Origin of the sequence: Sphingopyxis sp. NFH-91 (assembly GCF_021401285.1) — a bacterium.
GTDB classification, from domain to species: domain Bacteria; phylum Pseudomonadota; class Alphaproteobacteria; order Sphingomonadales; family Sphingomonadaceae; genus Sphingopyxis; species Sphingopyxis terrae_A.
In genome coordinates this window covers 125780-149396 of sequence record NZ_JACBGA010000001.1, presented here as the reverse complement: position 1 = coordinate 149396, position 23617 = coordinate 125780, and the positions used below count along the sequence as shown (strand labels likewise).

Annotated in this window: 28 protein-coding genes; 20 read left to right on the top strand and 8 right to left on the bottom strand. The window is 65.5% G+C overall.

Going from position 1 to position 23617, the window contains the following annotated elements; translation table 11 throughout:
- Together flgC and flgB are read right to left on the bottom strand one after the other, a co-directional pair.
- Nucleotides 1-408: a flagellar basal body rod protein FlgC gene (gene flgC, locus L0963_RS00720; protein ID WP_003041494.1), complete on the bottom strand. Its 408-nt coding sequence runs from the start codon at nucleotides 406-408 to the stop codon at nucleotides 1-3.
- Nucleotides 405-758 (bottom strand): flagellar basal body rod protein FlgB, encoded by a 354-nt coding sequence (gene flgB / locus L0963_RS00715; protein ID WP_062766137.1) that lies wholly within the window; start codon nucleotides 756-758, stop codon nucleotides 405-407. The genes flgC and flgB overlap by 4 nt, the downstream gene beginning before the upstream one ends.
- A gap of 335 nt (nucleotides 759-1093) precedes the next feature.
- On the opposite strand from flgB, the gene L0963_RS00710 reads away from it, so the two are divergent.
- From L0963_RS00710 to L0963_RS00685, 6 genes are all read left to right on the top strand, one after another.
- Complete coding sequence (locus tag L0963_RS00710; protein WP_062901622.1) at nucleotides 1094-1600, top strand: flagella basal body P-ring formation protein FlgA; 507 nt, start codon at nucleotides 1094-1096, stop codon at nucleotides 1598-1600.
- A 169-nt stretch (nucleotides 1601-1769) separates the two neighbouring features.
- Nucleotides 1770-2075 carry a flagellar biosynthesis anti-sigma factor FlgM gene (flgM, locus tag L0963_RS00705; RefSeq protein ID WP_062901621.1) on the top strand — a complete coding sequence of 102 codons (306 nt, stop codon included), beginning with the start codon at nucleotides 1770-1772 and terminating at the stop codon, nucleotides 2073-2075.
- Entirely contained in the window at nucleotides 2075-2380 is a 306-nt protein-coding gene (locus L0963_RS00700) for a hypothetical protein (RefSeq protein ID WP_058812243.1), read from the top strand. Before flgM ends, L0963_RS00700 begins: the two co-directional genes overlap by 1 nt.
- Before the next feature lie 78 nt (nucleotides 2381-2458).
- Nucleotides 2459-3280, top strand: coding sequence for a transglycosylase SLT domain-containing protein (locus tag L0963_RS00695; RefSeq protein ID WP_062901620.1), 822 nt, complete (start codon nucleotides 2459-2461; stop codon nucleotides 3278-3280).
- The gene (gene flhA, locus L0963_RS00690; protein ID WP_234178472.1) at nucleotides 3277-5397 is read left to right on the top strand and encodes a flagellar biosynthesis protein FlhA; all 2121 of its coding nucleotides are present in this window, start codon (nucleotides 3277-3279) and stop codon (nucleotides 5395-5397) included. The genes L0963_RS00695 and flhA overlap by 4 nt, the downstream gene beginning before the upstream one ends.
- Nucleotides 5387-6133: a sigma-70 family RNA polymerase sigma factor gene (locus tag L0963_RS00685; protein WP_062901619.1), complete on the top strand. Its 747-nt coding sequence runs from the start codon at nucleotides 5387-5389 to the stop codon at nucleotides 6131-6133. The genes flhA and L0963_RS00685 overlap by 11 nt, the downstream gene beginning before the upstream one ends.
- Before the next feature lie 54 nt (nucleotides 6134-6187).
- Here the strand turns inward: L0963_RS00685 and L0963_RS00680 are convergent, their stop codons facing one another.
- Genes L0963_RS00680 through L0963_RS00665 form a run of 4 tightly spaced genes read right to left on the bottom strand, consistent with a single transcriptional unit; the run spans nucleotide 6188 to nucleotide 8062 of the window.
- On the bottom strand, nucleotides 6188-6682 hold the full coding sequence (locus tag L0963_RS00680) for a MarR family winged helix-turn-helix transcriptional regulator (RefSeq protein ID WP_003041520.1): 495 nt from the start codon (nucleotides 6680-6682) through the stop codon (nucleotides 6188-6190).
- Nucleotides 6683-6712: 30 nt separating this feature from the next.
- On the bottom strand, nucleotides 6713-7126 hold the full coding sequence (locus L0963_RS00675; RefSeq protein WP_003041525.1) for a hypothetical protein: 414 nt from the start codon (nucleotides 7124-7126) through the stop codon (nucleotides 6713-6715).
- Between the two features lie 27 nt (nucleotides 7127-7153).
- Nucleotides 7154-7534: a hypothetical protein gene (locus L0963_RS00670; RefSeq protein WP_062901618.1), complete on the bottom strand. Its 381-nt coding sequence runs from the start codon at nucleotides 7532-7534 to the stop codon at nucleotides 7154-7156.
- A 48-nt stretch (nucleotides 7535-7582) separates the two neighbouring features.
- Nucleotides 7583-8062, bottom strand: coding sequence for a response regulator transcription factor (locus L0963_RS00665; protein ID WP_231292865.1), 480 nt, complete (start codon nucleotides 8060-8062; stop codon nucleotides 7583-7585).
- 181 nt (nucleotides 8063-8243) lie between these two features.
- Here L0963_RS00665 and L0963_RS00660 point away from each other — a divergent pair, with 181 nt between their 5' ends.
- Nucleotides 8244-8936, top strand: a complete 693-nt coding sequence (locus L0963_RS00660; RefSeq protein WP_003041534.1) for a Crp/Fnr family transcriptional regulator — start codon at nucleotides 8244-8246, stop codon at nucleotides 8934-8936.
- Between the two features lie 69 nt (nucleotides 8937-9005).
- On the opposite strand, the gene L0963_RS00655 is transcribed toward L0963_RS00660, so the two are convergent.
- Entirely contained in the window at nucleotides 9006-9677 is a 672-nt protein-coding gene (locus tag L0963_RS00655; RefSeq protein WP_003041537.1) for an OmpW/AlkL family protein, read from the bottom strand.
- A 171-nt stretch (nucleotides 9678-9848) separates the two neighbouring features.
- On the opposite strand from L0963_RS00655, the gene ccoN reads away from it, so the two are divergent.
- From ccoN to hemN, 10 genes are all read left to right on the top strand, one after another.
- Nucleotides 9849-11507: a cytochrome-c oxidase, cbb3-type subunit I gene (ccoN, locus tag L0963_RS00650; protein WP_003041542.1), complete on the top strand. Its 1659-nt coding sequence runs from the start codon at nucleotides 9849-9851 to the stop codon at nucleotides 11505-11507.
- Between the two features lie 14 nt (nucleotides 11508-11521).
- A complete protein-coding gene (ccoO, locus tag L0963_RS00645) occupies nucleotides 11522-12295 on the top strand; it encodes a cytochrome-c oxidase, cbb3-type subunit II (RefSeq protein WP_003041545.1) in 774 nt (257 codons plus the stop codon).
- Nucleotides 12292-12456, top strand: a complete 165-nt coding sequence (locus L0963_RS00640) for a cbb3-type cytochrome c oxidase subunit 3 (protein WP_003041548.1) — start codon at nucleotides 12292-12294, stop codon at nucleotides 12454-12456. Before ccoO ends, L0963_RS00640 begins: the two co-directional genes overlap by 4 nt.
- The gene (gene ccoP / locus L0963_RS00635) at nucleotides 12443-13384 is read left to right on the top strand and encodes a cytochrome-c oxidase, cbb3-type subunit III (RefSeq protein ID WP_234178471.1); all 942 of its coding nucleotides are present in this window, start codon (nucleotides 12443-12445) and stop codon (nucleotides 13382-13384) included. Before L0963_RS00640 ends, ccoP begins: the two co-directional genes overlap by 14 nt.
- Nucleotides 13371-14843, top strand: coding sequence for a cytochrome c oxidase accessory protein CcoG (gene ccoG / locus L0963_RS00630; RefSeq protein ID WP_062901616.1), 1473 nt, complete (start codon nucleotides 13371-13373; stop codon nucleotides 14841-14843). Before ccoP ends, ccoG begins: the two co-directional genes overlap by 14 nt.
- The gene (locus L0963_RS00625; protein WP_062901615.1) at nucleotides 14840-15301 is read left to right on the top strand and encodes a FixH family protein; all 462 of its coding nucleotides are present in this window, start codon (nucleotides 14840-14842) and stop codon (nucleotides 15299-15301) included. The genes ccoG and L0963_RS00625 overlap by 4 nt, the downstream gene beginning before the upstream one ends.
- Nucleotides 15298-17421, top strand: coding sequence for a heavy metal translocating P-type ATPase (locus tag L0963_RS00620; protein WP_234178470.1), 2124 nt, complete (start codon nucleotides 15298-15300; stop codon nucleotides 17419-17421). The genes L0963_RS00625 and L0963_RS00620 overlap by 4 nt, the downstream gene beginning before the upstream one ends.
- Entirely contained in the window at nucleotides 17418-17573 is a 156-nt protein-coding gene (gene ccoS, locus L0963_RS00615) for a cbb3-type cytochrome oxidase assembly protein CcoS (RefSeq protein ID WP_234178469.1), read from the top strand. Before L0963_RS00620 ends, ccoS begins: the two co-directional genes overlap by 4 nt.
- A complete protein-coding gene (locus tag L0963_RS00610; RefSeq protein WP_003041565.1) occupies nucleotides 17570-17797 on the top strand; it encodes a hypothetical protein in 228 nt (75 codons plus the stop codon). The genes ccoS and L0963_RS00610 overlap by 4 nt, the downstream gene beginning before the upstream one ends.
- 65 nt (nucleotides 17798-17862) lie before the next feature.
- Entirely contained in the window at nucleotides 17863-19188 is a 1326-nt protein-coding gene (gene hemN, locus L0963_RS00605; protein ID WP_234178598.1) for an oxygen-independent coproporphyrinogen III oxidase, read from the top strand.
- Between the two features lie 93 nt (nucleotides 19189-19281).
- Here hemN and L0963_RS00600 read toward each other — a convergent pair whose 3' ends face one another.
- Nucleotides 19282-19566, bottom strand: coding sequence for a hypothetical protein (locus L0963_RS00600; RefSeq protein WP_234178468.1), 285 nt, complete (start codon nucleotides 19564-19566; stop codon nucleotides 19282-19284).
- Nucleotides 19567-19808: 242 nt separating this feature from the next.
- Here L0963_RS00600 and L0963_RS00595 point away from each other — a divergent pair, with 242 nt between their 5' ends.
- Genes L0963_RS00595 through mprF form a run of 3 tightly spaced genes read left to right on the top strand, consistent with a single transcriptional unit; the run spans nucleotide 19809 to nucleotide 23612 of the window.
- On the top strand, nucleotides 19809-20618 hold the full coding sequence (locus L0963_RS00595) for a virulence factor (RefSeq protein ID WP_234178467.1): 810 nt from the start codon (nucleotides 19809-19811) through the stop codon (nucleotides 20616-20618).
- 1 nt (nucleotide 20619) lies between these two features.
- Nucleotides 20620-21018 (top strand): DUF2147 domain-containing protein, encoded by a 399-nt coding sequence (locus L0963_RS00590; RefSeq protein ID WP_234178466.1) that lies wholly within the window; start codon nucleotides 20620-20622, stop codon nucleotides 21016-21018.
- Nucleotides 21015-23612: a bifunctional lysylphosphatidylglycerol flippase/synthetase MprF gene (mprF, locus tag L0963_RS00585; protein ID WP_234178465.1), complete on the top strand. Its 2598-nt coding sequence runs from the start codon at nucleotides 21015-21017 to the stop codon at nucleotides 23610-23612. The genes L0963_RS00590 and mprF overlap by 4 nt, the downstream gene beginning before the upstream one ends.
- Nucleotides 23613-23617 lie beyond the last annotated feature (5 nt).

Below are 23617 nucleotides of genomic sequence, written 5' to 3'. Positions count from 1 at the left end.
TTATTGTCCCAACCGCAGCGTTTCGTTGATCAGGCCCTTTGCGGTTTCGAGGACCTGGACGTTGTTCTGATACTGGCGAGCCGTCTCGACCATCTCGACCAGTTCGGCGGCGCTATCGACCGCGGCCTCCCAGACGTTGCCGTCCTTGTCGGCGAGCGGGTTCGACGGGTCGTGCCGTTTCGACGGGGCCATTTTGCTGACCGTCACCTGGTCGACCGCGACGGTCGCGCGCCCCGCGCCGTCCATGACGGTGCGGAACACGGGCTTCAGCGAACGGAAGGCTTCCTTTTCGCTGCCCGCGACCGTGCCGGCGTTGGCCAGGTTCGATGCCGTTGTGTTGAGGCGGACTAGCTGCGCCGACATGGCGCGGCCGCTGATGTCGAAGATCGAGAGCGCGCTCATCGTCATTCGCCCTTCAGCGCGCGCGTCAACGTGCCGATCCGGCCCTGCAGAAAGGACAGGCTCGAGCGGTAGGCGAGCGCGTTTTCGGCAAAGGCGGTCTGTTCAGTCGCCATTTCGACGGTGTTTCCGTCGAGCGAGGCCTGCACCGGCACGCGGTAGGCGATGGCGCCTTCGATCGCGCCGTCGGTCGATGCGCCCTGCTGGGCCAGATCGAGCGCCTTGGTAAAATCAAGGTCGCGCGCCTTGTAATTGGGGGTCGCGGCGTTGGCGATGTTCGACGCGAGCATCATCATGCGCTGGCTGCGCAGCTGGAGCGCTGTCGCATGCAGGCCAAAGAGCTTCTCGGATGCCATCATCACTTTCCTTCGCAAGCCACCTTTCGGTAGCGGGCCTTCGCTTGCCGCCATCAAGTGGCGGGCTTCGATCCGTCGCCCCGCCTCGCTGCCGGCGGTCCGGCGCAGGGGCGCGATGAATCACCAAGGCATGATGCAATCGCCGTGCCAAATTGCATTATCGCTTGTTTTTCAGTGCTCTGGGGCAACGTGGCGGCGGGAGCAGGCCAGGCCCGCCAGGCGCTCGTCAAAAGATTGACGGCAATGGGTGCGCAGGCCGCAAATTCGGCGGTTGCCCGCGATTGGCACGCATCCTGCACCGTGACCGGCGACAAAGGACCAGCAAAGGAGATTGGGTCATGTATCGCAGGACGATCGCTGCCCTCGCCGCCGGCATCGCGATGGCGCCCGCCGCAACCGCGCAGCAGGCGACCGAGGATTGGCAGACCATCGACACGCTGACCGCGATGGTCGCAAATGCGATGGGGCGTACCGCGACACCGATCGACCGGCGCATCAAGCTGGCGCGCTGCCCCGAACAGGCATCGATCACCGCGATCGACAGCCAGACGCTCGCTGTGCGCTGCGAATCGCTTGGCTGGCGCTTGCGGGTGCCGATGGCGGCGCAGGCGGGCGCGGCGACCTCCGCCGTCTTCGCCCGCTCCGCCCCGGCCGCCGCGCCGGTCATCCGCCGCGGCGACAATGTCCGCGTCTCGATCGACACCGACAGCTTTTCGGTAAGCTACAACGCCATCGCGACCGAAGACGGCCGCGTCGGCGAAACGATTGCCCTGCGCGGCAATGACGCGAAAAACATGATCAGCGCCACCGTCACCGGTCCGGGCCGCGCGAGCCTTCAGGACTGATTTTCAATCAGTTAAGCCCCACTGGCCCGGTGGTTGTCGATTTTTCGACGCCGCCGGGCCTCTTTTTTTAATTTTTTGGCAACCCGCCCCTTAAAGCGCCGCCCCACCCGCCGTTAAAGGCTCTGAAGCAGTGCCGTCGATTTTCCGACGGTGCATGATGGAGGCTAAGATGGCAGGTGACGACAAACTCGTCCTGCAGGTCGGCGGTGTCACGCGAGCGACACCCGTGCGCAGGACGGCAAGCGGTTCCATCGCTTCGGCGAATCCGCGCACGACGGCCCAGCCCGCTCCGACGGCGGTGCCCGTCGCGCGGCTGATCAGCCTTGCCAACGAAATGGCCGCGCAGGAGCCGCCGGTGGACTATGCCCGTATCGCATCGCTGCGCGCCGCCATTGCGAGCGGCGAATATAGCGTCGATCCCGTCGCGATCGCCAAGTCGATGGCGCTTTTCCACAGCACGGGCGGCAATTCGTGATGATCGAACAGATGCACGAAGTTCAGGCCAAGCTCGATTTGCTCGTCGGCGCGCTCGACGGGCATGATGCCGGGGCGATCGTGTCGGCGACCGAGGATCTGGCGACGGCGGTCATCCTGTTTCGCGGCGCCGGCGTTCCGGCGGGCAGCGAAATGCAGGCACGGGCGCTGATCGGCAAGACGCTGGGCCAGCTCGAAGCGGCCGCGATCCGTATCAATGTCCTGAAGAACTGGACGCGTCAGAGGATTGACATGAACCATGCAATCCGCGGCACGCAACCCAGAGGCCCCGCTTTAACCTATTGATAAGCAAGATTTTCGGGGGCTTTCCCGGAAATGGCACGATGATTGCTTCTCTCCTGCTGAAACAGCGGAACAGAGGCAATGAACGCAATCAACAACCCCCAGGCAGCGAACCGGATCGCCGCACCCGTCATGGATGCGGTGCAGACGGCGTCGGCGCGCACGGGGGTCGATTTCGACTATCTGGTCGATGTCGCCCGCGTCGAAAGCCGCTTCAATCCCGGCGCCAAGGCCGCAACCTCGTCGGCGCGCGGCCTCTATCAGTTCACCAATCAGACCTGGCTCGCAACGCTCGAACGCCACGGCGCCAATCACGGGCTCGCCTGGGCGGCCGACGCGATCCGCCGCGATGGCGCGGGCCGCCTGTCGGTCAGCGATCCGGCGCTGCGCAACCAGATCATGGCGCTGCGCGACGATCCCTTTGCCGCATCGAACATGGCGGCGGCGCTGACCGCCGATAATCGCGAGTTCCTCGAAAGCCGGATGGGCCGCACCGCCGAACCGGTCGATCTCTACCTCGCGCATTTCCTTGGCAGCGCGGGGGCCGCGCGCTTTCTGACCGCGCTCGACGCGAACCCCGACCAGCCGGGCGCCACGCTGTTGCCCGAAGCCGCTGCGGCAAACCGTCCGATCTTTTATGCGCCCGACGGCAGCATGCGCAGCGTCGGCGAGATCCGCCATCTGTTCCGCGCCAAGCTCGACGCCGGCGGCGGGGCACCGCTGCCCGCCGCGGCAGCGCCCGTTTCGACATGGCGCAGCGCCGCAACCAGTTTTTCGGGCGAAGCCGCCGGACGGCCGCCGCTACCGATGATGGATATTCAACCCATGCCCAGGAAATTGTCGATGGACTTTGCCGCCAGTGCCTATCAGCGGCTCGCTTCGCTGTCGGGAGACACCGCATGACCGGGCTCGACGTCCGCAATGCGGCGCGCTTCGCGACTGCCGCGGCACTGCCCGCGGCGATGCTGATTCTCGTCGCGTTGATGGTGATCCCGGTCACGCCGATCATCCTCGACATCAGCTTCATCGGCAATATCATGATCAGCCTCGCGATCCTGATGGTCGCGCTGTCTGCGTCGAAGCCGCTCGATTTTTCCGCCTTTCCGACCGTCTTGCTGCTCGCGACGCTGTTCCGTCTCGCCCTCAACGTCGCCTCGACGCGCGTCGTGCTGGTCCACGGCCACGAAGGCACGTCAGCGGCGGGCCATGTGATCGAAGCGTTCGGCCAGGTGCTGATCGGCGGCGACTATGTCGTCGGCCTGTTCGTCTTCGGCGTGCTGATGATCATCAACCTTGTCGTCATCACCAAGGGCGCAGGGCGCGTGTCCGAAGTGTCGGCGCGCTTCACCCTCGACGCCCTGCCTGGCAAGCAGATGGCGATCGACGCCGATCTCAACGCCGGCCTGCTGACCCCCGACGAAGCCAAGGCGCGGCGTCAGGAAGTCGCTACCGAGGCCGATTTCTACGGCTCGATGGACGGTGCGTCGAAATTCGTGAAGGGCGACGCGGTCGCCGGCCTGCTCATCCTGTTCGTCAATATCGTCGGCGGCCTGATCCTGGGCATGTTCAGCCACGGCCTGTCCTTCTCGCAGGCGGGCAGCACCTATGTCACGCTGGCGATCGGCGACGCGCTCGTCGCCCAGATTCCGGCGTTGCTGCTCTCGATCGCGGCCGCCGCCATCGTCACGCGCGTGTCGTCGCCCCACAACCTGTCGGGCCAGATCGGCAGCCAGTTCGCTTCCCCCCATGTATGGATGGCGGTCGGCGGTATCCTGTTCATCCTCGGCCTTGTCCCCGCAATGCCGCAGATGCTGATCCTGCCTGCTGCGGCGCTGGCCTTCACCATCGGCTGGCAACTCCGGCGCGCAGCGGCCGAAGTCGCTGCCCAGTCCGAACCCGCGGCCCCGGCGCCCGACCCTCATCATATCGAGTGGGCGGATGTCAGCGACATCGGCCCGTGCCAGCTCGAAATCGGCTATGCACTCGTCAGCTTGGTCGACGAACGCAAGGGCGCGCCGCTGATGACGCGGATCACCGGTATCCGGCGCCAGTTGTCGAAGGAACTCGGCTTCGTCGTGCCGCCGGTTAAGGTCGCCGACGACCTGTCGCTGCCCGGCAACGTCTATCGCATCTCGATCGCCGGGGTGATCGTCGGCGAGGACGAGGTCTTCCCGAACGAAATGCTCGCGCTCGATTCGGGCGAACTGGTGACCAAGGTGACGGGCCGCCCCTGCAAGGATCCGACCTTCGGCCTCGACGCGCTGTGGATTCCCAAAAGCGCGCAGAATGACGCGATCGCGGCGGGCTATACCGTCGTCGATCCCGCCACGGTCGTCGCGACGCACCTCAACAACAGCATCATCGCTTCGGCCGCCGAACTGTTCGGCATCGACGATGCCCAGTCGCTGATCGACAATCTCAAGACCCATTATCCGCAGCTTGCGGCGAACCTCAGCCCCCAGGGCTATGCGCTGCCGCGCGTCGCCGCGCTGTGCAAGGCGCTGCTCATCGAGCGCGTGCCGCTGCGCGACTTCCGCAAGATTGCGGAGGCTATGGTCGCGCTCGTCGGCCAGCAGCTCGGCGATGGCGACCTGATCGAAGCGGTGCGCCAGCGCATCGGCGCGCTGATCGTCCAGACGATCGTGCCGAGCCGCATGCCGCTGCCTGTCGTGACCTTCACCCCCGATATCGAAGTGCTGCTCAATCAGGCGGTGCGCGCAAATCCGGGCGCCGAATGGCCGTTCGAACATGGCATGGCGATGAAGATCGTCGAACAGATCGGCCAGGCGGTCGAGCCGCTGCTGCTCCAGACGCGTAGCTTCGCGCTCGTCGCCTCCCCCATCTGTCGCCCGGCGCTGTCGCGGCTGGTGCGCGCGACATTCCCCGATGTTGCGGTGATCTCCTACCTCGAAATCCCGGCGACCAAGGCAACCGAAATCGTCGCGACGATCGGTGCCGATCAACCGCGGCTGACCAGCGGCGAAGAAGCCTATCAGAAGGACGAGCCCCATGAAAATTGAGCCCGCCGAGCAATTTGCGGGAAAGACCGCGCACGCCCTGCGGCCGCAAGGCTATGGCGAGAATGTCGAGGCGCTGATCGCCGAACATGCGCCGCTCGTGCGCAAGATCGCCTGGCAGGTTCATTCGCGCGTGTCGCGGACGAGCGATCTTGAGGATCTGATCCAAGTCGGGCTGATCGCGCTGATCGAAGCGAGCCGTACCTATGAAGAGCGCGGCTTCGCCTTCACCACCTATGCATCCACGCGGATTCGCGGCGCAATGATCGACCAGCAGCGGCGCGAGGCCGATGTCGGGCGCGCCGCGATGGCGGCCGCCAAGCGGCTCGCGGCGACGCGCGCCGCGCTCGAACAACAGCTGATGCGGGCGCCGGGCGCCGCCGAAATGGCCAAAGCGATGGGGATGGGTGCCGAGGAATATTTCGAGTTCGAACGCAGCGCGACGCACGGCCGCTCGACCTCGCTCGACGAAATGATGAACGAAGGCGATTTCCTGTTCGCCGACGACCGGCTCGGCGCCGGCGAGCTGCTCGAACAGGAAGGAATGCTCGACGCGCTGCGCGCCTGCATCGGGCGCCTGTCGGACCGCGAACAGATGGTCCTGCAGCTCTATTTCTTCGAAGAGCTCAATCTGCAGGAAATCGGGCTGACGCTCGACGTCAGCGCGGCGCGGGTCTGCCAGATCAAGCGCGACGCGATGGCCAGGATCGACCGCATGATGCGCGAAATGACCGAATGACGCGAACGGCCGGATGCGGCGGCGACCAGCAGAAGCCGCATCCGGCCGCGCCGGTCAACCTGCGCGATTGCTCCGCAACGCCAGGCCGACTTTCTCGAAATAGCTGGCCATCCGCTCGGTCCCCGCATCGGTCAGGCGGACGATGGTCCGGCGGCGGTCGCGTTCGTCGATCGACCGTTTGACGAGCCCCATCGCCTCGAGCGAGGCGATCATCCGCAGCCCCGACGACAACGGCACGCCGGCCCCCGTCGCGAGGTCACTCGCGCTCAGGATACGGCCATTGGCATTGGCCAGCATCAGGTCGAGCATCATGTCCCACGTCGGGCCCGACATCTGCGCGCTGCCGAAATGATGGCGCCGCATACGGCGGGCCTGGATACTGAACGACAATTGGTCGACCAGCCGCGGCGCCGCCACGTCGCTGCGCGGTTCGAGCTCGACGCGGACCGGCGCCGCCGACTCGTCGCCGCCGCGCGCGGCGAGCAGCTCGTGAATTTCGTCGATACGCGATTTCAGATCGGCAATTTCTTGGTTGGAAAATTGCTGCATGTGATGGGACCCCTGGTGCGCCTTCAGGCGCTACACTCCGACACCACCCCTCCGCCTGGTCGAACCCGATGCGTACAGAATGACGAACAAGATCGGGTAAGAGATATACATTGAAAGCAGCGCGTAGGGACGCGCCAATATCTCCGAAAACATCAGCTTCTGGACATGGCCGAAAATGGCGATCAACTGCCATCCCGTGATCCAATAGGGCCAGAAACGCTGCGTTTTCAATGCGATGAACCAAAAGCTCGCGAGCGCGACCAGGTCTATCGCAAAGATATTATATTCAATATGCGACCAATCCGGATTGGGTGCGAGGAGGGTGGTGCACACCGACGCGAGCAGGGCCGTATAGGCGGCCCAGCGCTCGAGGGGACCGCCGCGCCACATCGCGACGGCCACCGTGGTCAGCAGAACCGCATAATAGCCCGCTACGGTCCACATGTGGTTCGTCCACCCCCGCTCTTGAACTTACGACGCTTTGGCGAGCGGCAGATGCGCCACCGCGGGATCGCCGTGATCGTTGCTGCCATCCTCGACCAGCGTTGCCGCCGGCGGCTTGACGCCTGCACCGAACATGCGCGTGCCGAGACCGACCTGCTTTTGCGTGACGCTGAGCGCGAGATGCGCGTCGGTCAGCAGCTGACGGACTTCGCCGGCCGCGGCAAGCGCCTGCGCAACCTTGGCCATCGCTTCCTGGCCGACGATCGCCGACATATTGGTATCGCGCCGTGCGGTGGGCAGCGTCGCGGCGAGACGCGCGATGCTGATCATCGTATCGTCGATCGCATCTTCGGCCTGATGGAGGTCCGAGGCGATCTTCTTGGCGGCAGACATGCGTTCATTCAGCATAATCCTGGTCCTTGTATACGAATGCCGACGGAATCCCCCCCGCAGCATTCAGGTCAACACACGACCAAGACCGACAAGGATCGAATAGAGGGCGGAAAAAGCCAAAATGGTCGCAAATGCGATCAGGATTGGCCAGATAATCCTTTCCATCAACCCGTGCCGGTTGGCCGGCTGGGACGCGGTAGGAAATGGCGAACCGATATCGAAAAGCCGCCGGATCGAACTGCGCCCCACACCGGCTTCATCGGCGGGCGCCTCGTCGCCTAGGCTGATCAATTGATATCTCAATGGCTGATAGGGAGTAACTTGGTCGAATACACCGTTACGTGCCAAAATCGTCGCAGCCTCTATCCTGTTGGATGCATTGAGTTTTTTCAAAGCGCGCCGCACACGCTCATCAACCGTGTGCGGGGATACATCCATAATGCGAGCAATCTCTTTGGAATTTTTGTGCTCAAAAACCAGCCGCAGCGTTTCGATTTGCGCGGCCGAAAGGAGACTGATGTAATTGTCTGGGTCACCCTGCACACAAAAGGGCATAGAGGATCATGATTCGAAATCAAGTTACGAGGGGCGCGATAGGCGTATCATCCTGCGTCACCGGCACGCCCGAGGCGCGAATTTCCGGGATTCCGCGACGGCGCCTCATCCCGCCAGAGCGGAAGCTCTCGCTATTTCCAAATGCCGCGCATTCGGCTAGGCGAACGGCGTGACCGACTGTGCATCCTGCGTCGTGCGAAACCGCGCGATCTGTGCGAGCCTCAATCCCGAGGAGCTGTTGCTGCTCGGCAAGATGGGGCGCAAGCAGCGCGTCAAGGCGGGCCAGACGCTGCTCTGGGAAGGCGACGACGCACCGGTGGTCGCCAATGTCCTCGAAGGCGTACTTAAACTGGTCGTCGCGACCGCCGACGGGCGCGAGCAGATCGTCGGCATCGTTTTTCCGTCGGATTTCATCGGCCGCCCGTTCGGCAAGGAAAGCCCGTACAGCGTCACCGCGATGACCGATGCCGAAGTCTGCATTTTCAACCGCAACGCCTTCGACGAATTTGCAGGCAACCATCCCGACCTGCAACAGAAGCTCTTGCGCCGCACGCTCGACGAACTCGACCGGGCGCGGCACTGGATGATGCTGCTCGGTCGCAAATCGGCGTCGGAAAAGGTCGCCTCCTTCCTCCTCGAAATGTCCGAACGGCTTTCGGGGCAGGGATGCCAGGTCGGCGGCACGCGTAACGGTTTCGAGTTACCCTTCGGACGCCAGCAAATCGCCGACATATTGGGGCTGACGATCGAAACGACGAGCCGTCAGCTCACCCGGATGCGCTCCGACGGTCTTCTGGACCTCCCCTCGCGCCGCGAGATCGTGATTACCGATCGCGACGCGATGGAAGCGATGGCGGGATAGCCGGCGGCGTCGGCGACACACCCCCACCACCCGGCGGGGACATGTCGCCGATCAGCGCCGCGCGCCGCTTCAGAAGCGGAACGCCACCCCCGCGCTGATCACCCACGGGTCGAGCTTGTGCTTGGTTTGCAGCACTTCGGTCGTACCCGCATACCAGGTCGCGGTCGGACGCAGGAAATAGCGCTTCGCATCGAACGAGACCGCCAGCCCCTTGTCATTCACGGGAATATCGATCCCGGCCTGCACCGCGGCGCCGAACTTGTCGTTGATCTTCTGCCGCGTCGCGCCCAGTCCGCGCGTCGTCACGCCCGGCTTTTCGTCGATGAAGAAGAAATAGCTCGGGCCGGCGCCGACATAGGGCTGAATCCCGCCGTCGCGGCCGAAATGATATTTCAGCGTCAGCGTCGCCGGGATGATCTTGACGTCGGACACCAGCTCGGCACCCGCCAGCGCCCCGGCGCCATCGACGTCGTGCTGGGTCACGCCGGCAATGGTTTCGAGCGAGACATTGTCGGTGACGAAATATTCGACCGCGATCGTCGGCGTGACATTGTCGTTCGCCTTGCTCTGCGTCCCGGCGGGCAGGCTGAGGCCGTCATATTTAACGTCGGTGATCTTGCCGTCGGGCGCGACGAGGGTCGCGAGCAGCTTCACCTGAACGTCCCCGGCCTTGGCCTGGGCCTGGCCCGGAACCACCATCGCGGCGGCCAGAGCGGCGAGGGAGAGATAATGCGTCTTCATGTCGTGACTCCTTGCGTTGACGAGCGCCTCCCTGCGCTTGCCCGCCGCACCGCGCATTGATGGAACGCAAAAAATTGCTTGATCCTGGTCAATGTTTTGGCCACCGTCCCCGTCCATGAGCGGTTCCCAGCCGTGCGGTCGAAGGGACCGCGCCAAGCAGGGACAAGCATTATGGACGGTGTGGTATTGAAAGCGGGCGGCTGGCTGGGCCTCGCCCTTCTCGCGCTCGTGATGGCGGCGCTCGCGGTCGATGCGCCCTTTGCGGTGCATATGGGGATCGTCGCGGTCGCCTGCCTCGCCGTCCTGTGGGCCACCGTCTCGCGCGCCGATTTCGACGGCATCGCGCGCGGCATATTGAAAATGCCCGCGGACGAAGGCGTCTATGACGACGACCCGATCCGCTGGGGGGTGATCGCGACGATCTTCTGGGGCGCCGCGGGTCTTATCGCGGGCCTTTATATCGCGCTCCAGCTTGCCTATCCCGCGCTTAACCTGGGGTTTGAATATACGACCTTCGGACGGCTGCGCCCGCTGCACACCTCGGGCGTGGTTTTTGCTTTCGGCGGCAATGCGCTGATCGCGACCAGCTTCTATGTCGTCCAGCGCACCTGCCGCGCGCGGCTCGCCTTTCCGGGCGCCGCCCGCTTCGTCTTCTGGGGCTATCAGCTTTTTCTGGTGCTCGCAGCCACCGGCTATCTGATGGGCGTCACCGAAGCGCGCGAATATGCCGAACCCGAATGGTATGTCGATCTGTGGCTGACCATCGTATGGGTCGTCTATTTTGTCGTGTTCGTCGGCACGATCGTCAAACGCCGCGAGCCGCATATCTATGTCGCCAACTGGTTTTACCTCAGCTTCATCATCACCATCGCGATGCTCCACATCGTCAACAATCTGTCGGTGCCGGCAACGATCTTCGGGTCAAAAAGCTATTCGGCTTTCGCGGGGGTGCAGGATGCGCTGACGCAATGGTGGTACGGGCACAATGCGGTCGCCTTCTTCCTGACCGTACCCTTCCTTGCGATGATGTATTATTTCGTCCCCAAGCAGGCCGAACGGCCGATCTACAGCTATCGCCTGTCGATCATCCACTTCTGGTCGCTGATCTTCCTCTATATCTGGGCGGGTCCGCACCATCTGCACTATACCGCGCTGCCCGATTGGGCGCAGACGCTGGGCATGGTCTTTTCGGTTGTGCTGTGGATGCCGAGTTGGGGCGGCATGATCAACGGGCTGATGACGCTGAACGGCGCATGGGACAAGATCCGCACCGATCCGATCATCCGCATGATGGTGATCGCCCTCGCCTTCTATGGCATGGCGACCTTCGAGGGGCCGATGCTCTCGATCAAGGCGGTCAACTCGCTCAGCCATTATACAGAATGGACGATCGCGCACGTCCATGCCGGCGCGCTGGGCTGGAACGGCATGATCACCTTTGCCGCAGTCTATTATCTGGTGCCGCGCCTGTGGGGACGGCCGCGCCTCTATTCGCTGCGCATGGTCAACTGGCACTTCTGGCTCGCGACACTGGGGATCGTCTTCTACGCCGCCTCGATGTGGGTCGCCGGGATCATGCAGGGTCTGATGTGGCGCGAATATGGCGCCGACGGCTACCTCGTCTACAGCTTTGCCGAAACCGTCGCGGCGATGCACCCGATGTATCTGATCCGCGCTGCCGGCGGGGCGATGTATCTCGCCGGCTTTGTCCTGCTGATCGTCAACGTCTGGGCGACGATTGCTGGCAAGGTCCGCGAAGAGAAGCCGATGACCGAGACCCCCTATAACGCCGCCGCGGACCGCCCGCTGGCGCCCGTTCCCGCCGAATAAGGAGCCTCCAGGCCATGGCCACCCAATCCACCGAAAAGCGCTTCAGCCACAAGAAGCTCGAACGCAATATCACCCTGCTTGGCTTTTTTTCGCTCGTCGCCGTGGCGATCGGCGGCATCGTCGAGATCGCGCCGCTGTTCTGGATCGACAATACCGTCGAAAAGGTCGACGGCATGCGGCCCTATACTCCGCTCGAACTCGCCGGCCGCAACATCTATATCCGCGAGGGCTGCTACCTTTGTCACAGCCAGATGATCCGACCCTTCCGCGACGAGGTCGAACGCTATGGCCACTACAGCCTGGCGGCGGAAAGCATGTACGACCATCCCTTCCAATGGGGGTCGAAACGCACCGGCCCCGACCTGGCGCGCGTCGGCGGCCGCTATTCGGACGAATGGCATCGCGCGCACTTGATCGATCCGCGCAGCGTCGTGCCCGAATCGATCATGCCGCCCTATGCCTTCCTTGCCGAAAACGACCTTCGGACCGACGATCTGCGCAACGACCTGACCGCGCTCTATCGCGTCGGCGTTCCCTATACCAAGGAGGATATCGCCAAGGCCAACGAGGATTTGAAGGCACAGGTCGATCCCGCGTCGGCCGCCGATCTCCAGAAACGCTATCCCAAGGCACAGGTCCGCGATTTCGACGGCGATCCCGCGCGTCTTACCGAAATGGACGCGCTGATCGCCTACCTCCAGATGCTCGGAACGCTCGTCGACGTCGACAAGGCGGCGCCGCAGGAACAGGCGCACGCCGCCGACATCGCGCAGGAGAAAGCGCGATGACCTATGACGAGATACGGCATTTCGCCGATAGCTGGGGCTTGATCGTCATGGTGGCGATGTTCCTCCTCTTCATCGCCTGGCCGTTCCGCAAGGGAGCCGCCCGCCACCATGACGAAGCAGCGAACATGATCTTCAAGGAAGACGACAATGGCCGAAGATAAGCGCATCGACGAAGTGACGGGCACAGCCACCTCCGGTCACGAATGGGATGGCATCGAGGAACTCGATACGCCGATGCCGCGGTGGTGGCTGTGGTCACTCTTTGCGACGATCATCTGGGGGATCGTCTATGTGATCCTCTATCCCGCCTGGCCGATGATCCGCAGCGCGACCGAGGGCACACTCGGCTGGAGCAGCCGCGGCCAGCTCGAAAAGGAACTCGCCGCCGAAACCCGGCGGCGCGCTCCGATCGTCGACGCAATCGCCGCGACGCCGATCGCCGAACTGCCCGCCAGACCCGACCTGATGCAGGCGGCCACCCAGGGTGGCGGCGCGGCATTTCGCGTCCATTGCGTCCAATGTCATGGTGCCGGCGGCGCCGGGGTCAAAAACCTCTATCCCAGCCTGACCGACGATGATTGGCTGTGGGGCGGCGACCTTGCCGCTATCCATTATACGATCACCAACGGCATCCGGAATCCCGACGTCGCAGCGACGCGGACCAGTCAGATGCCCGCCTTCGGCCGCGACGGCATCCTCGACGCCCGACAGATTGCCGATGTCGTCAGCCATGTCCGCGTGATCAGCCGCCAGGAAAAACCCAGCGCCTCGTCGGCGCGCGGCGCCGCGCTCTTCTCGGCCAATTGCGCGGTCTGTCACGGCGTGGGGGGCGAAGGCGGCCGCAGCGTCGGCGCCCCCAGGCTGACCGACGCCATCTGGCTCTATGGCGGCGATCGCGCCAGCCTGACCGCGACGATCAACCATCCGCGCAACGGCGTGATGCCGCACTGGGGCGAACGGCTCGATCCGGTGACGATCAAGATGCTGGCCGCCTATGTCTATTCGCTGGGCGGCGGCGAAAAGGCGCCCGCCCCCGCAGCGGTCGCCGCAGCCGCCCCGAAAGGACAGGGAGCCGATGGCCAGCCCTGACGATCCGACCGGCGGCACGGCATCGCTCTACGCGGCGCGCAAGGGCGTCTATCCCAAGCGGGTGGACGGCCCTTTTCGCCGCCTGAAATGGGCGATCATGGCGGTGACGCTGGCGATCTATTACGCGACGCCATGGATTCGCTGGGACCGTGGCCCCTATGCGCCCGATCAGGCGGTGCTGGTCGACCTCGCGCACCGGCGCTTCTACATGTTCCAGATCGAAATCTGGCCGCACGAATTCTATTATGTCGCCGGCCTGCTGATCATGGCGGGCATCGGCCTGTTTCTGGTGACGAGCGCGGTCGGCCGCGCCTGGTGCGGCTATGCCTGTCCGCAGACAGTGTGGACCGACCTGTTCCAGCATGTCGACCGGCTGGTCGATGGCGACCGCAACGCGCAGATCCGCCTCGCGCAGGGGCCGTGGACGGCCGAAAAGATCGCCAGGCGCGCGCTCAAATATGCGATCTACCTGACCGTCGCCTTCTGGACCGGCGGCGCGTGGATCATGTATTTCGCCGATGCGCCGACGCTGACGCACGATTTCTGGACCGGCCAGGCGGCGCCCGTCGCCTATGGCACCGTCGCGGTGCTGACCGCGACAACCTTCGTCCTCGGCGGCTTCATGCGCGAACAGGTGTGCATCTACATGTGCCCCTGGCCGCGCATCCAGACCGCGATGATGGACGAAAAGTCGCTGCTCGTGACCTACAAGGACTGGCGCGGCGAACCGCGCGGCAGCACCAAGAAGGCGATGGCGCACCCCGGCGCCTTCGGCGACTGCATCGATTGCAACCAATGCGTCGCGGTCTGCCCCACCGGCATCGACATTCGCGAAGGGCCGCAGATCGGCTGCATCACCTGTGCGCTGTGCATCGACGCCTGCGACGGGGTGATGGCGCAGGTCGGCCGTCCGCGCGGCCTGATCGACTATTGCACGCTGGAGGATGCCGCCGCGGAAAAGGCCGGGGGCACCGCGCGGCCGGTGCGCAAGACGCTGTTCCGTCCGCGCACGATCATCTATTTTTCGATCTGGTGCGCGATCGGCGCCGCGATGCTGTTCACGCTGGGCCAGCGCACGCGGCTCGACCTGGCCGTCCAGCACGAGCGCAGTCCGCTCTACGTCCAGCTTTCGGACGGGTATATCCGCAACAATTACACGCTCAAGCTGCGCAATATGGAAACGCGCCCGCGCGGCGTCGAGGTGACGGTCAGCGGGCTCAAGGACGCGGCGCTGTGGACCGAGGAGGGCTCGCGCGACAAGGCGGCGCAGCGGATCACGCTGACGCTCGCACCCGACAGCGTCACCCGCGTCAAGCTGTTCGTCGCCGCCCCCGCCGCGGGCGCGGCGCGACAGGATTTCACCATCGCGACGCGCGGCCTCGACGGCGATCCGCGCGGCGACAGCGAGACCATCCAGTTCGACCGGCCGCCGGCCGACAATCAGGAGCCCGGACAATGAGCAAGGCGCGCCGCTTCACCGGTTGGCACATGACGACGATCCTCGTCGCCTTCTTTGCGGTCGTCATCACCGTGAACATCGTCATGGCGCGCTTTGCCCTCTCGACTTTCGGCGGCACGGTGGTCGAAAACAGCTATATCGCGAGCCAGCACTACAACGAATGGCTCGCCCGCGCCGCCGCGCAGGACCGGCTGGGCTGGGACAAGAGCGCCACGCTCGATGCCGACCGCCACATCGAACTCGCCGTCCGCAGTCAGGGCAAGCCGCTCGGCGGGCTGGCGACGACCGCGACGCTCAGCCACCCGCTCGGCCAGTTGCCGGCGCGCGCGGTGCATTTCGCGCCGGCAGCGGACGGCCGCCTGATCTCGCGCGAAACGGTGCCGGCAGGCCGCTGGCGGCTCGACCTTTCGGTCCGGCACGGCGCCGACGAGGCCCGCTACCAGATCGATCTGCAATGAGCGTTGCCACCGCCTCGCCACTGGTCGAGCGCGACTTCGCGGTTCCCGATATCCGCTGCGCGGGCTGCATCTCGAAGCTTGAACAAGGGCTGGTCCGCGACCGGCGCATCGCTTCGGCGCGCGTCAACTTCACCGAAAAGCGCGTCCATATCGCCTGCACCCCCGACGCCGAGACGCCCGATCTGGTCGGCGCCTTCGCGCTGCTGGGGTTCGAGGCGCATCCGATCGGCGACGCCCCCGGCGAAGGCGATCCCGAAGCGGCGAGCAGCCGCGAATTGCTGCGTGCGGTGGCCGTCGCGGGCTTCGCGATGATGAACGTCATGCTGCTGTCGGTATCGGTCTGGTCGGGCGCCGAGGGCGCGACACGCGACCTGTTCCACTGGCTGTCGGCGGCGATCGCGCTGCCGACCGTCGCCTATTCGGGGCGCCCCTTCTTCCGCTCGGCATGGCGCGCGCTGCGCCACGGCGGGACCAATATGGACGTGCCGATCAGCATCGGCGTCGTCATCACCAGCGCGCTCAGCGTCTACGAAACCGCGACGCACGGCCAGCACGCCTATTTCGACGGCGTCGTCATGCTCCTCTTCTTCCTGCTCTGCGGACGTTGGCTCGACAGCGTGATGCGCGACCGCGCCCGCGGCGGCGTTACCGCCCTGCTCCGCAACATGGGCACCGGCGCGACGGTGCTGCGCGGTGAAGACAGCGGCCATTGGGTCGATGCGACCGCGCTTCAGCCGGGCATGGTGATGCTGGTCGCCGCCGGCGAACGGCTCGCCGCCGACGGGGTGATCGTCGCGGGGTCGACCCAGATCGACCTGTCGCTGCTCACCGGCGAAAGCGCGCCGCAGGCGGTGCATGTCGACGACCATGTCCACGCGGGCACGCTCAATCTCGGCGCGCCGATCCGCGTCCGGATCACCGCCGCGGGCGCCGACACCGCCATCGCGGATATCGCACGACTGATGGGCGAGGCGGCGCAGGGCAAGTCGCGCTATGTCCGCATCGCCGATCGCGCCGCACGCTTCTATGCGCCCGCGGTCCACACGCTCGCGCTGCTCGCATTCACGGGCTGGATGATCGCGGGCGCAGGCTGGCATCATAGCCTCCTGATCGCGGTCGCGGTGCTCATCATCACCTGCCCCTGCGCACTCGGCCTTGCGGTTCCGGCGGCGCAGATCGTCGCAGCGGGGGCGCTGATGCGGGTCGGTGTGCTGATCAAGGACGGCTCGGCGCTCGAACGCATGGCCGAGGTCGACCGGGCGCTGATCGACAAGACGGGGACGCTGACGCTCGGCCGGCCGGTCGCCACCGATCTCGACGCCGTCGATCCCGCCCATCGCCCGCTGCTCCTCGCGTTGGCGCAGGCCAGTCGCCACCCGCTCAGCGAAGCGCTGACGCGCGGTCTGTCGGCGCTCGGCGTGGTACCCGAAGCGGTCCAGACTATACGCGAAACGCCGGGTTTCGGGATCGAGGCGGACTGGCATGGTCACAAGGTCACGCTCGGGCGCCCGCAAAGCCCCGCGGCGGGCACCGCGCTGGCCACCGAACTCGCCATCGACGGCGATCCGCTCGCGACGATCCGCTTCGCCGACCAGCTTCGCCCCGACGCACGCGCCGCAATCGACGCGCTGGCGGCCGAGGGAATCGACGCGACGATCCTGTCGGGCGATCGGGCCGAGGCGGTGGCACCCGTCGCCCGCGAACTCGGCATCACCGCCCAGACCGGCATGACGCCGCAGGACAAGCTCGCCGCGATCGCCCGTCATGCGGGCGCCGGACACCGGGTGCTTATGATCGGCGACGGCCTCAACGACGGCCCGGCGCTGGCCGCCGGCTATGCCTCTATGGCGCCGGGATCGGCAAGCGACGCGGGCAAGAATGCCGCCGACTGCATCTTCCTCGGCGACCGGCTGATGCCGGTGGTGCAGACGGTGCGCATGGCGCGCCGGACGCAGCGGATCGTGAAGCAGAATTTCGCGCTCGCCATCGGCTATAATATCATCGCGGTGCCGCTCGCCATCTTCGGCCACGTAACCCCGTTGATCGCGGCCATCGCGATGTCGGGTTCGTCGCTGATCGTGGTGGGCAACGCGCTGCGCCTGAAGGCGGCGATCCGGTGAACGGCCTGCTTTTCCTGATCCCGATCGCGCTCGGGCTGGGACTGCTCGGTCTTGCGGCCTTCTTCTGGTCGCTGCGCCACGGCCAGTTCGACGATCTCGACGGCGCCGCATTGCGCATCTTCGTCGAGGATGGAGAGGATGCCGTGCCATGATCCTGCGCCCGCTCGCCTCGCTCGCCGCCGCCACCGGACTCGCCTTCGCGCCGCTTGCCAGCGATGCGCAGATCTTGCTGCTTCCCGCATGCGGCGGCGGGACGCATCTGCTCGTCATTCCCGGCGCCCCGGACAAGCCCGGCGACCACCCCTGTTCGAAGCCCTGCCATGCCGTGACCGAGCGGCGCAGCAAGCCGACCGACGACAAAAAGGGTTGTTGCTGACATGGCCGCCGCCGCTTTGACCTTGGTCAATGCGGCAAAGACCGCCCGCCCGTAGGACCATGGCCATGTGGACCTATTATCCTGAGCTGCTCGCAAAGCCCGTGCCGCGCTACACCAGCTATCCCACCGCGGTGGAATTCGGCGACGCGGTGGGCGAAGCCGATTATGCGCGGGCGCTTGATGCGATCGAGCCGGCCACGCCGCTTTCGCTCTATGCCCATATCCCCTTTTGCGAACAGATTTGCTGGTATTGCGGCTGCAATACCGGGGCCGCGGGCCGCAAGCAGCGGCTCGCCGACTATCTCGTCGCGCTACGCGCCGAAATCGCGATGGTGGCGAAACGGATCGGCGGCCGCGCGCGCGTCCAGCATATCGCTTTTGGCGGCGGCAGCCCCAATGCGGTCGCGCCCGTTGAATTCGTCCGCATCCTCGACCGCCTGCTGACCGTCTTCGACGTCAGCCGGCCCGAAATATCGATCGAGATCGATCCGCGCGGCTTCACGACCGAATGGGCGCTTGTCTTCGCCGCGTCGAACGTCACGCGCGTCAGCCTGGGCGTTCAGACCTTTGCCCCGCACATCCAGCAGGCGATCGGCCGCGTCCAGCCGCTCCGCGATATCGAGGCGACGGTCGCGGCGCTGCGCCTGCGCGGGATCGACGCGATCAATTTCGATCTGATGTACGGGCTGCCGGGGCAGAGCATCGCCGATCTCGACGCGACGCTCGACGAAACGATCCGCCTCGCTCCCAGCCGGATCGCGCTGTTCGGCTATGCCCATCTGCCCGCGATGTTGCCGCGGCAACGACGCATCGACGCGACCGACCTGCCCGACGACCGGTTGCGCTTCGAACAGGCGGCGCACGGTTTCGAACGGCTGACCGCGGCGGGCTACATTCCCGTCGGCTTCGATCATTTCGTGCTGCCGGGCGATCCGCTTGCCGCGGCGGCCAAGGCGGGGCGCGTCAACCGCAATTTCCAGGGCTTCACCGAAGACGACGCCCCCGTCCTCCTCGGCTTCGGGGCGAGCGCGATCAGCCGTTTTCGAGGGTTGATCGTCCAGAATGAAAAGCGCGCCGGCCCCTATCGCGACCTGATCGGCGAAGGGCGGCTTGCCGCCGTGCGCGGCGTCGCGGTAGCCGATGAAGACCGCCTGCGCGGCGCGATCATCAAGGCGATCCTGTGTCAGGGGCGCGCCGCGCTGCCCGCGGCATGGGCCGATGCCGCGCGCCCGGCGCTCGCGGACGTCGCGCAGCGCGGACTGATCCGCTGGGATGGCGACGAACTGGTGCTGGAAGAGGGATCGCAGCCTTATGCCCGCACCATTGCGGCGCGCTTCGACCGCTTCCGCGGCACCATCGCCCCTGCCGATACCGCCGCCATCGCGCGCTGATCGCGCGCCGCGCTTCGCCGGAACAAGAAAGGCCAGCTCTCGGGGCGCGAGAGCTGGCCAGCAGCAGGTTGTTCGGGGCTTCGGGTGCCGGGGTCAGCCCTTGCAAGCCTGCTTGTTCTTGTTGCCGGGAAGGCTGCAATTATAGGTCACGGTCTTGCCGTTCGCTTGCTTCGCCTTGACCATATGGCCGGTGGGGCGGGCTGCGGCGACGCGCTGCGGTGCGGCCTTCGGCTTGGCGGCAGCCTGCTTGAAAGGCTTCGCGGCGGGCTTGACCGCGGCCGTCGCGGGCTTCGCCGTCGTGGTTGCTGCAAAACTCGGGGCGGCGATCATCATCGTCGCGGCCAGGCCGACGCCGATCAGGGAACCAAAACGTGCCATCTCTATTACTCCGGATGTTCCTCTCGCACGGCCCTGGTCAACGCGACGGGGTCGGCGGGGAAGCAGGACGTCCAGGGCGGGGTCTGGGTGGACAGGGAATGATCCCGCCTTGGACAAACCCCTGTTAGACCGGCGAGGCCGACGGGGTGATGGCCGCGACATGACAATATGGTAATTTGCGCGCCAGCATCCGGACGGCCGGTCGGGTGCATATCGGGACCATGCTCGATGGGAGAATCCCCGTGACTGCGCACGCCGACACGGCACCGATCGCAGAACCCGCCGCGCCGGCCGCGCGCCGCCGCAGCATCCCGCGCGGCGTCCGGCTGGCGCTCGCCGGCCTGCTGCTTGCGCTGCTCGCGCTCGGCGATTTCTATGTCTGGGCGGGCTATTATCACGGACCGCTCTATCGCGATCTGGCATCGGCTGCGGCCGGGCCGGATCGGCCCGCGATCGTGATGTTGTCGGGCGATATGGGGAACAAGATCGGCATGACCCCGCCGGTGTCGCGGCGGATCAATCGCCGCGGCTATGCGGTGGTGACGGTCAATTCGCTCGCCTATTTCTCGCCGCGCCGCACGCCGCAGGAAGCGGCGACGCTGATCGAGAATGCGATGGCGCGGGCGATGCGGCTCGGCCGCACGCGCCGCGTTGTCCTGATCGGACAATCCTTCGGTGCCGACATGTTGCACGCCGGCCTCGCTGCGATGCCCGCGGCCGACCGGACACCGATCGGCGCCGTCATCCTGATCGTTCCCGGTCATGACATCATCTTCCGCGCCTCGCCGATCGAACTCGCCGGTCTCGAAATCCCCGACCAGCTCGCCTTGCCGACCGCATCGCAGCTCGACTGGGTGCCGCTCACCTGCATCTGGGGCACCAAGGAAAGTGACAGCCTGTGCCCCGAACTGACCTTGCCCGGCGTACGCAAGATCGCCTTGCCAGGCGGCCACAAGCTGCAATCCGCCGACGCGGCGCTCGAAGCCGCAATCTATCCTGCCATTGCGCACGCGACCGACCGGATGCGCGCACCGTCCCCCCGGAGGAACTGATATGAAGGCTCTGGCGATCGCCCTGCTGCTCGGCGCCGCGACCGGCATTCCTGCCGCGCAGCCCGCGGCCAGCCCCCTCGGCGTCTGGCAAAATCCCAAAGGCACCATTTTGGTGCGCACGCGCAATTGCGGTGCAATGCTGTGCGGCAATATTGTCTGGGCGAGCCCCACCGCGCTCTCCGACGCGCGCGACGCCGGTGTCACCGCATTGATCGGCACCGAATTGCTCAGCGACTATCGCGCGACGGGTGCGGGGCGCTGGACCGGGCAGGTCTATGTGCCCGACCAGGGTCGTCGCTTTTATTCGACGATCGAGGTAAGGACCCCGAACAGCTTGCGAATTTCGGGTTGCATCCTGGGCGGGCTGATCTGCAAGCATCAGGAGTGGACGCGTCGATGACGGTTTTCGGGGGCGTACAATCCTGGACCTCGCGGCATCGCCGGACGCTGTCGATCGCAGCGGCGCTGATCGTCGCGGCGCTCGGTTTCACCGCGCTCTATCATTTGCTGCATTCGGTGCGCCCGCACGCGATTCGAGAGGCCTTTCGCGCGGTGTCCAACGCGCAGATCGGATTCGCGCTGCTGCTGACCGCGACCAGCTATCTGCTTCTCACCTTTTACGATACCGGCGCATTGCGCGTCATCGGCCGCAAATTGCCCTGGCGCACGGCCGCCCTCGCCTCCTTCACAAGCTACACGCTCAGTCACAATCTGGGCCTGGCCCTCCTGACCGGCGGCTCGGCGCGCTACCGCGTCTACCGCGCCGCGGGTCTCAGCGGCGGAGAGGTCGGGAGCGTGATCGCGCTTGCCAGCCTGAGCTTCTGGAACGGCGTCGTTCTGCTCGCGGGTCTGGCGGCCATGGCGAGTACCCAGTTGCTGCCGATTTTCGACATCGGCCTGTCGCTGCACTGGCTGCATCTCGGCGGGATGGTCGTCGCGACCCTGTGCCTCATCCCGCTGCTGCTCCGCCATTTCGGGCTGACCGCGCTCGACATCGGCGGATGGCGCACCCCGATCCCGGACCTGAAGACAAGTGCGTCGATGACGCTCGTCGCCGCGCTCGATCTGGCTGCGGCCAGCGCGGCGCTGTTCGTGCTGCTGCCAGCGCCCGACCCCGCCGCCTACCCCGCCTTTTTCCTTGGCTATGCCTTCGCGATCATCGCGGCGCTGATCAGCCATGTGCCCGGCGGGCTCGGCGTGTTCGAGGCGGTAGTGATCGCGATGGTCCCTGGCGACAAGGCGCAGCTCCTTGCCGCGCTGCTCGCCTATCGCGTCATTTATTATCTGCTGCCGCTGCTGGTCGCAGCGCTGCTGCTTGCCTGGCACGAAAGCAAGGCGTGGCACGCCCCGGCGCGCCAGTTCGCCGCGGCGGGCGAATCGCTGCTCCGCGAACTGGCACCCCCGCTGTTCGCCGCACTCGTCTTCGCCGGTGGCCTGATCCTGCTCCTGTCGGGGTCGACCCCCGCCGAAGCGGGGCGGATGCACGATTTGCGGCATATCCTGCCGCTGCCCTTCGTCGAAGCATCGCATATCGCAGCCAGCCTGTCGGGCACGCTGCTGCTCTTTCTCGCGCCCGGTCTTCTGCGCCGCCTCAACGGGGCCTTCGTCGCGACGCGCGCGCTGCTGCTCGCCGCGGCGATCTTTTCGCTGACCAAGGGGTTCGATTATGAGGAGGCAGCGATCCTCCTTGCCATCTGCGCCGCGCTGCAATGGAGCCGCCCCGCCTTTTACCGCAAGACTTCGCTGATCGACGCACCGCTGTCGACCGGCTGGATCGTGGCGGCGCTGATCGCGATCCTGGGGTCGGCCTTCGTCGGTTTCTTTGCTTACAAGCATGTCGATTATACCAGCAGCCTGTGGTGGCAATTCAGCTTGCGCGGCGACGCGCCGCGCTTTCTGCGCGCGAGTTTCGGGATCGCAGTCCTGATCACCGGCCTCGCGCTGTGGCGGCTATTCGCGCCGTCGGCCCGCACGGTGCGCGATACGCCGGTGGGGTTCGATGCGCTCCAAACGGCGCTGGCGCTCAGCGACAGCACCGATGCCTTTCTGGCCTATACCGGCGACAAGCGCTTCCTGCTCGCCGATGAGGGCGACGCCTTCCTGATGTACCGGGTGCAGGGCGGCAACTGGATCGTGATGGGCGATCCGGTGGGCAAAGAGGATCGCTGGGCCGATCTCTTGTGGAAGCTGCGCGAGATGGCCGACGCAGCGCAGGGACGCATCCTGCTCTATCAGATCAGCGCGGCGTGTCTGCCCCAGGCAATCGACCTAGGGCTGTCGATCGTCAAATATGGCGAAGAAGCACGCGTCGAGCTTGCCCGCTTCACCCTTGCCGGACCGCAGGCAAAGACGCTGCGACACGCCGAGCGCCGCGCAGTGCAGGAGGGCGCCGAATTCGCCGTAATCGCCGCCGCCGAGGTTCCAGCGCATCTTGCCGAACTCAAGGCCGTGTCGGACGATTGGCTGCACGCGAAAAAGCAGCGCGAAAAGGCGTTCAGCCTCGGCAGCTTCGATCCCGCCTATATAGCGCGCTTTCCCTGCGCGGTGGTACGGATAGACGGGCGGATCGTCGCTTTCGCCAATATATTGGCGACCCCCAATGGCGCCGAAATGTCGGTCGACCTGATGCGCCATGTGAACGACGTCCCCTATGGCGTTATGGATTTCCTGTTCATTCGCCTGATGCAGCATGCGCAGCAAGCGGGCTATCGCTGGTTCACGCTCGGCATCGCGCCCTTGTCGGGCATCGAGGGACGCAAGCTTGCGCCCGCATGGGCGAAGGGGGCCGCCTTCGTCTTTCGCCATGGCGAGATGCTCTATGGTTTTGAAGGCTTGCGCAGCTACAAGGCAAAATTCGCGACCGATTGGCAGCCGCGTTACATCGCAGGACCCCGCGGCATGGCCTTTGCGCAGGCGATGGCGGCGGTGCACCAGATCGTCTCGCGCGCGCCGGTCCGCAAGGATACCCGCGCGCCCATTGCAGCGACGGCTTGATCGGG

Excerpts from the sequence above, each read along its gene's own strand:
- ccoP (WP_234178471.1), top strand. The coding sequence starts at position 12,443 with ATGGCCGAAGATAAGCGCATCGACGAAGTGACGGGCACAGCCACCTCC.
- L0963_RS00700 (WP_058812243.1), top strand. The coding sequence starts at position 2,075 with ATGATCGAACAGATGCACGAAGTTCAGGCCAAGCTCGATTTGCTCGTC.
- L0963_RS00680 (WP_003041520.1), bottom strand. The coding sequence starts at position 6,682 with ATGCAGCAATTTTCCAACCAAGAAATTGCCGATCTGAAATCGCGTATC.
- L0963_RS00695 (WP_062901620.1), top strand. The coding sequence starts at position 2,459 with ATGAACGCAATCAACAACCCCCAGGCAGCGAACCGGATCGCCGCACCC.
- ccoO (WP_003041545.1), top strand. The coding sequence starts at position 11,522 with ATGGCCACCCAATCCACCGAAAAGCGCTTCAGCCACAAGAAGCTCGAA.
- flhA (WP_234178472.1), top strand. The coding sequence starts at position 3,277 with ATGACCGGGCTCGACGTCCGCAATGCGGCGCGCTTCGCGACTGCCGCG.
- L0963_RS00625 (WP_062901615.1), top strand. The coding sequence starts at position 14,840 with ATGAGCAAGGCGCGCCGCTTCACCGGTTGGCACATGACGACGATCCTC.
- L0963_RS00590 (WP_234178466.1), top strand. The coding sequence starts at position 20,620 with ATGAAGGCTCTGGCGATCGCCCTGCTGCTCGGCGCCGCGACCGGCATT.
- hemN (WP_234178598.1), top strand. The coding sequence starts at position 17,863 with ATGTGGACCTATTATCCTGAGCTGCTCGCAAAGCCCGTGCCGCGCTAC.
- ccoN (WP_003041542.1), top strand. The coding sequence starts at position 9,849 with ATGGACGGTGTGGTATTGAAAGCGGGCGGCTGGCTGGGCCTCGCCCTT.
- mprF (WP_234178465.1), top strand. The coding sequence starts at position 21,015 with ATGACGGTTTTCGGGGGCGTACAATCCTGGACCTCGCGGCATCGCCGG.
- flgC (WP_003041494.1), bottom strand. The coding sequence starts at position 408 with ATGACGATGAGCGCGCTCTCGATCTTCGACATCAGCGGCCGCGCCATG.
- L0963_RS00685 (WP_062901619.1), top strand. The coding sequence starts at position 5,387 with ATGAAAATTGAGCCCGCCGAGCAATTTGCGGGAAAGACCGCGCACGCC.
- L0963_RS00610 (WP_003041565.1), top strand. The coding sequence starts at position 17,570 with ATGATCCTGCGCCCGCTCGCCTCGCTCGCCGCCGCCACCGGACTCGCC.
- flgB (WP_062766137.1), bottom strand. The coding sequence starts at position 758 with ATGATGGCATCCGAGAAGCTCTTTGGCCTGCATGCGACAGCGCTCCAG.
- L0963_RS00675 (WP_003041525.1), bottom strand. The coding sequence starts at position 7,126 with ATGTGGACCGTAGCGGGCTATTATGCGGTTCTGCTGACCACGGTGGCC.
- L0963_RS00655 (WP_003041537.1), bottom strand. The coding sequence starts at position 9,677 with ATGAAGACGCATTATCTCTCCCTCGCCGCTCTGGCCGCCGCGATGGTG.
- L0963_RS00670 (WP_062901618.1), bottom strand. The coding sequence starts at position 7,534 with ATGCTGAATGAACGCATGTCTGCCGCCAAGAAGATCGCCTCGGACCTC.
- flgM (WP_062901621.1), top strand. The coding sequence starts at position 1,770 with ATGGCAGGTGACGACAAACTCGTCCTGCAGGTCGGCGGTGTCACGCGA.
- L0963_RS00710 (WP_062901622.1), top strand. The coding sequence starts at position 1,094 with ATGTATCGCAGGACGATCGCTGCCCTCGCCGCCGGCATCGCGATGGCG.
- L0963_RS00620 (WP_234178470.1), top strand. The coding sequence starts at position 15,298 with ATGAGCGTTGCCACCGCCTCGCCACTGGTCGAGCGCGACTTCGCGGTT.
- L0963_RS00640 (WP_003041548.1), top strand. The coding sequence starts at position 12,292 with ATGACCTATGACGAGATACGGCATTTCGCCGATAGCTGGGGCTTGATC.
- ccoG (WP_062901616.1), top strand. The coding sequence starts at position 13,371 with ATGGCCAGCCCTGACGATCCGACCGGCGGCACGGCATCGCTCTACGCG.
- L0963_RS00600 (WP_234178468.1), bottom strand. The coding sequence starts at position 19,566 with ATGGCACGTTTTGGTTCCCTGATCGGCGTCGGCCTGGCCGCGACGATG.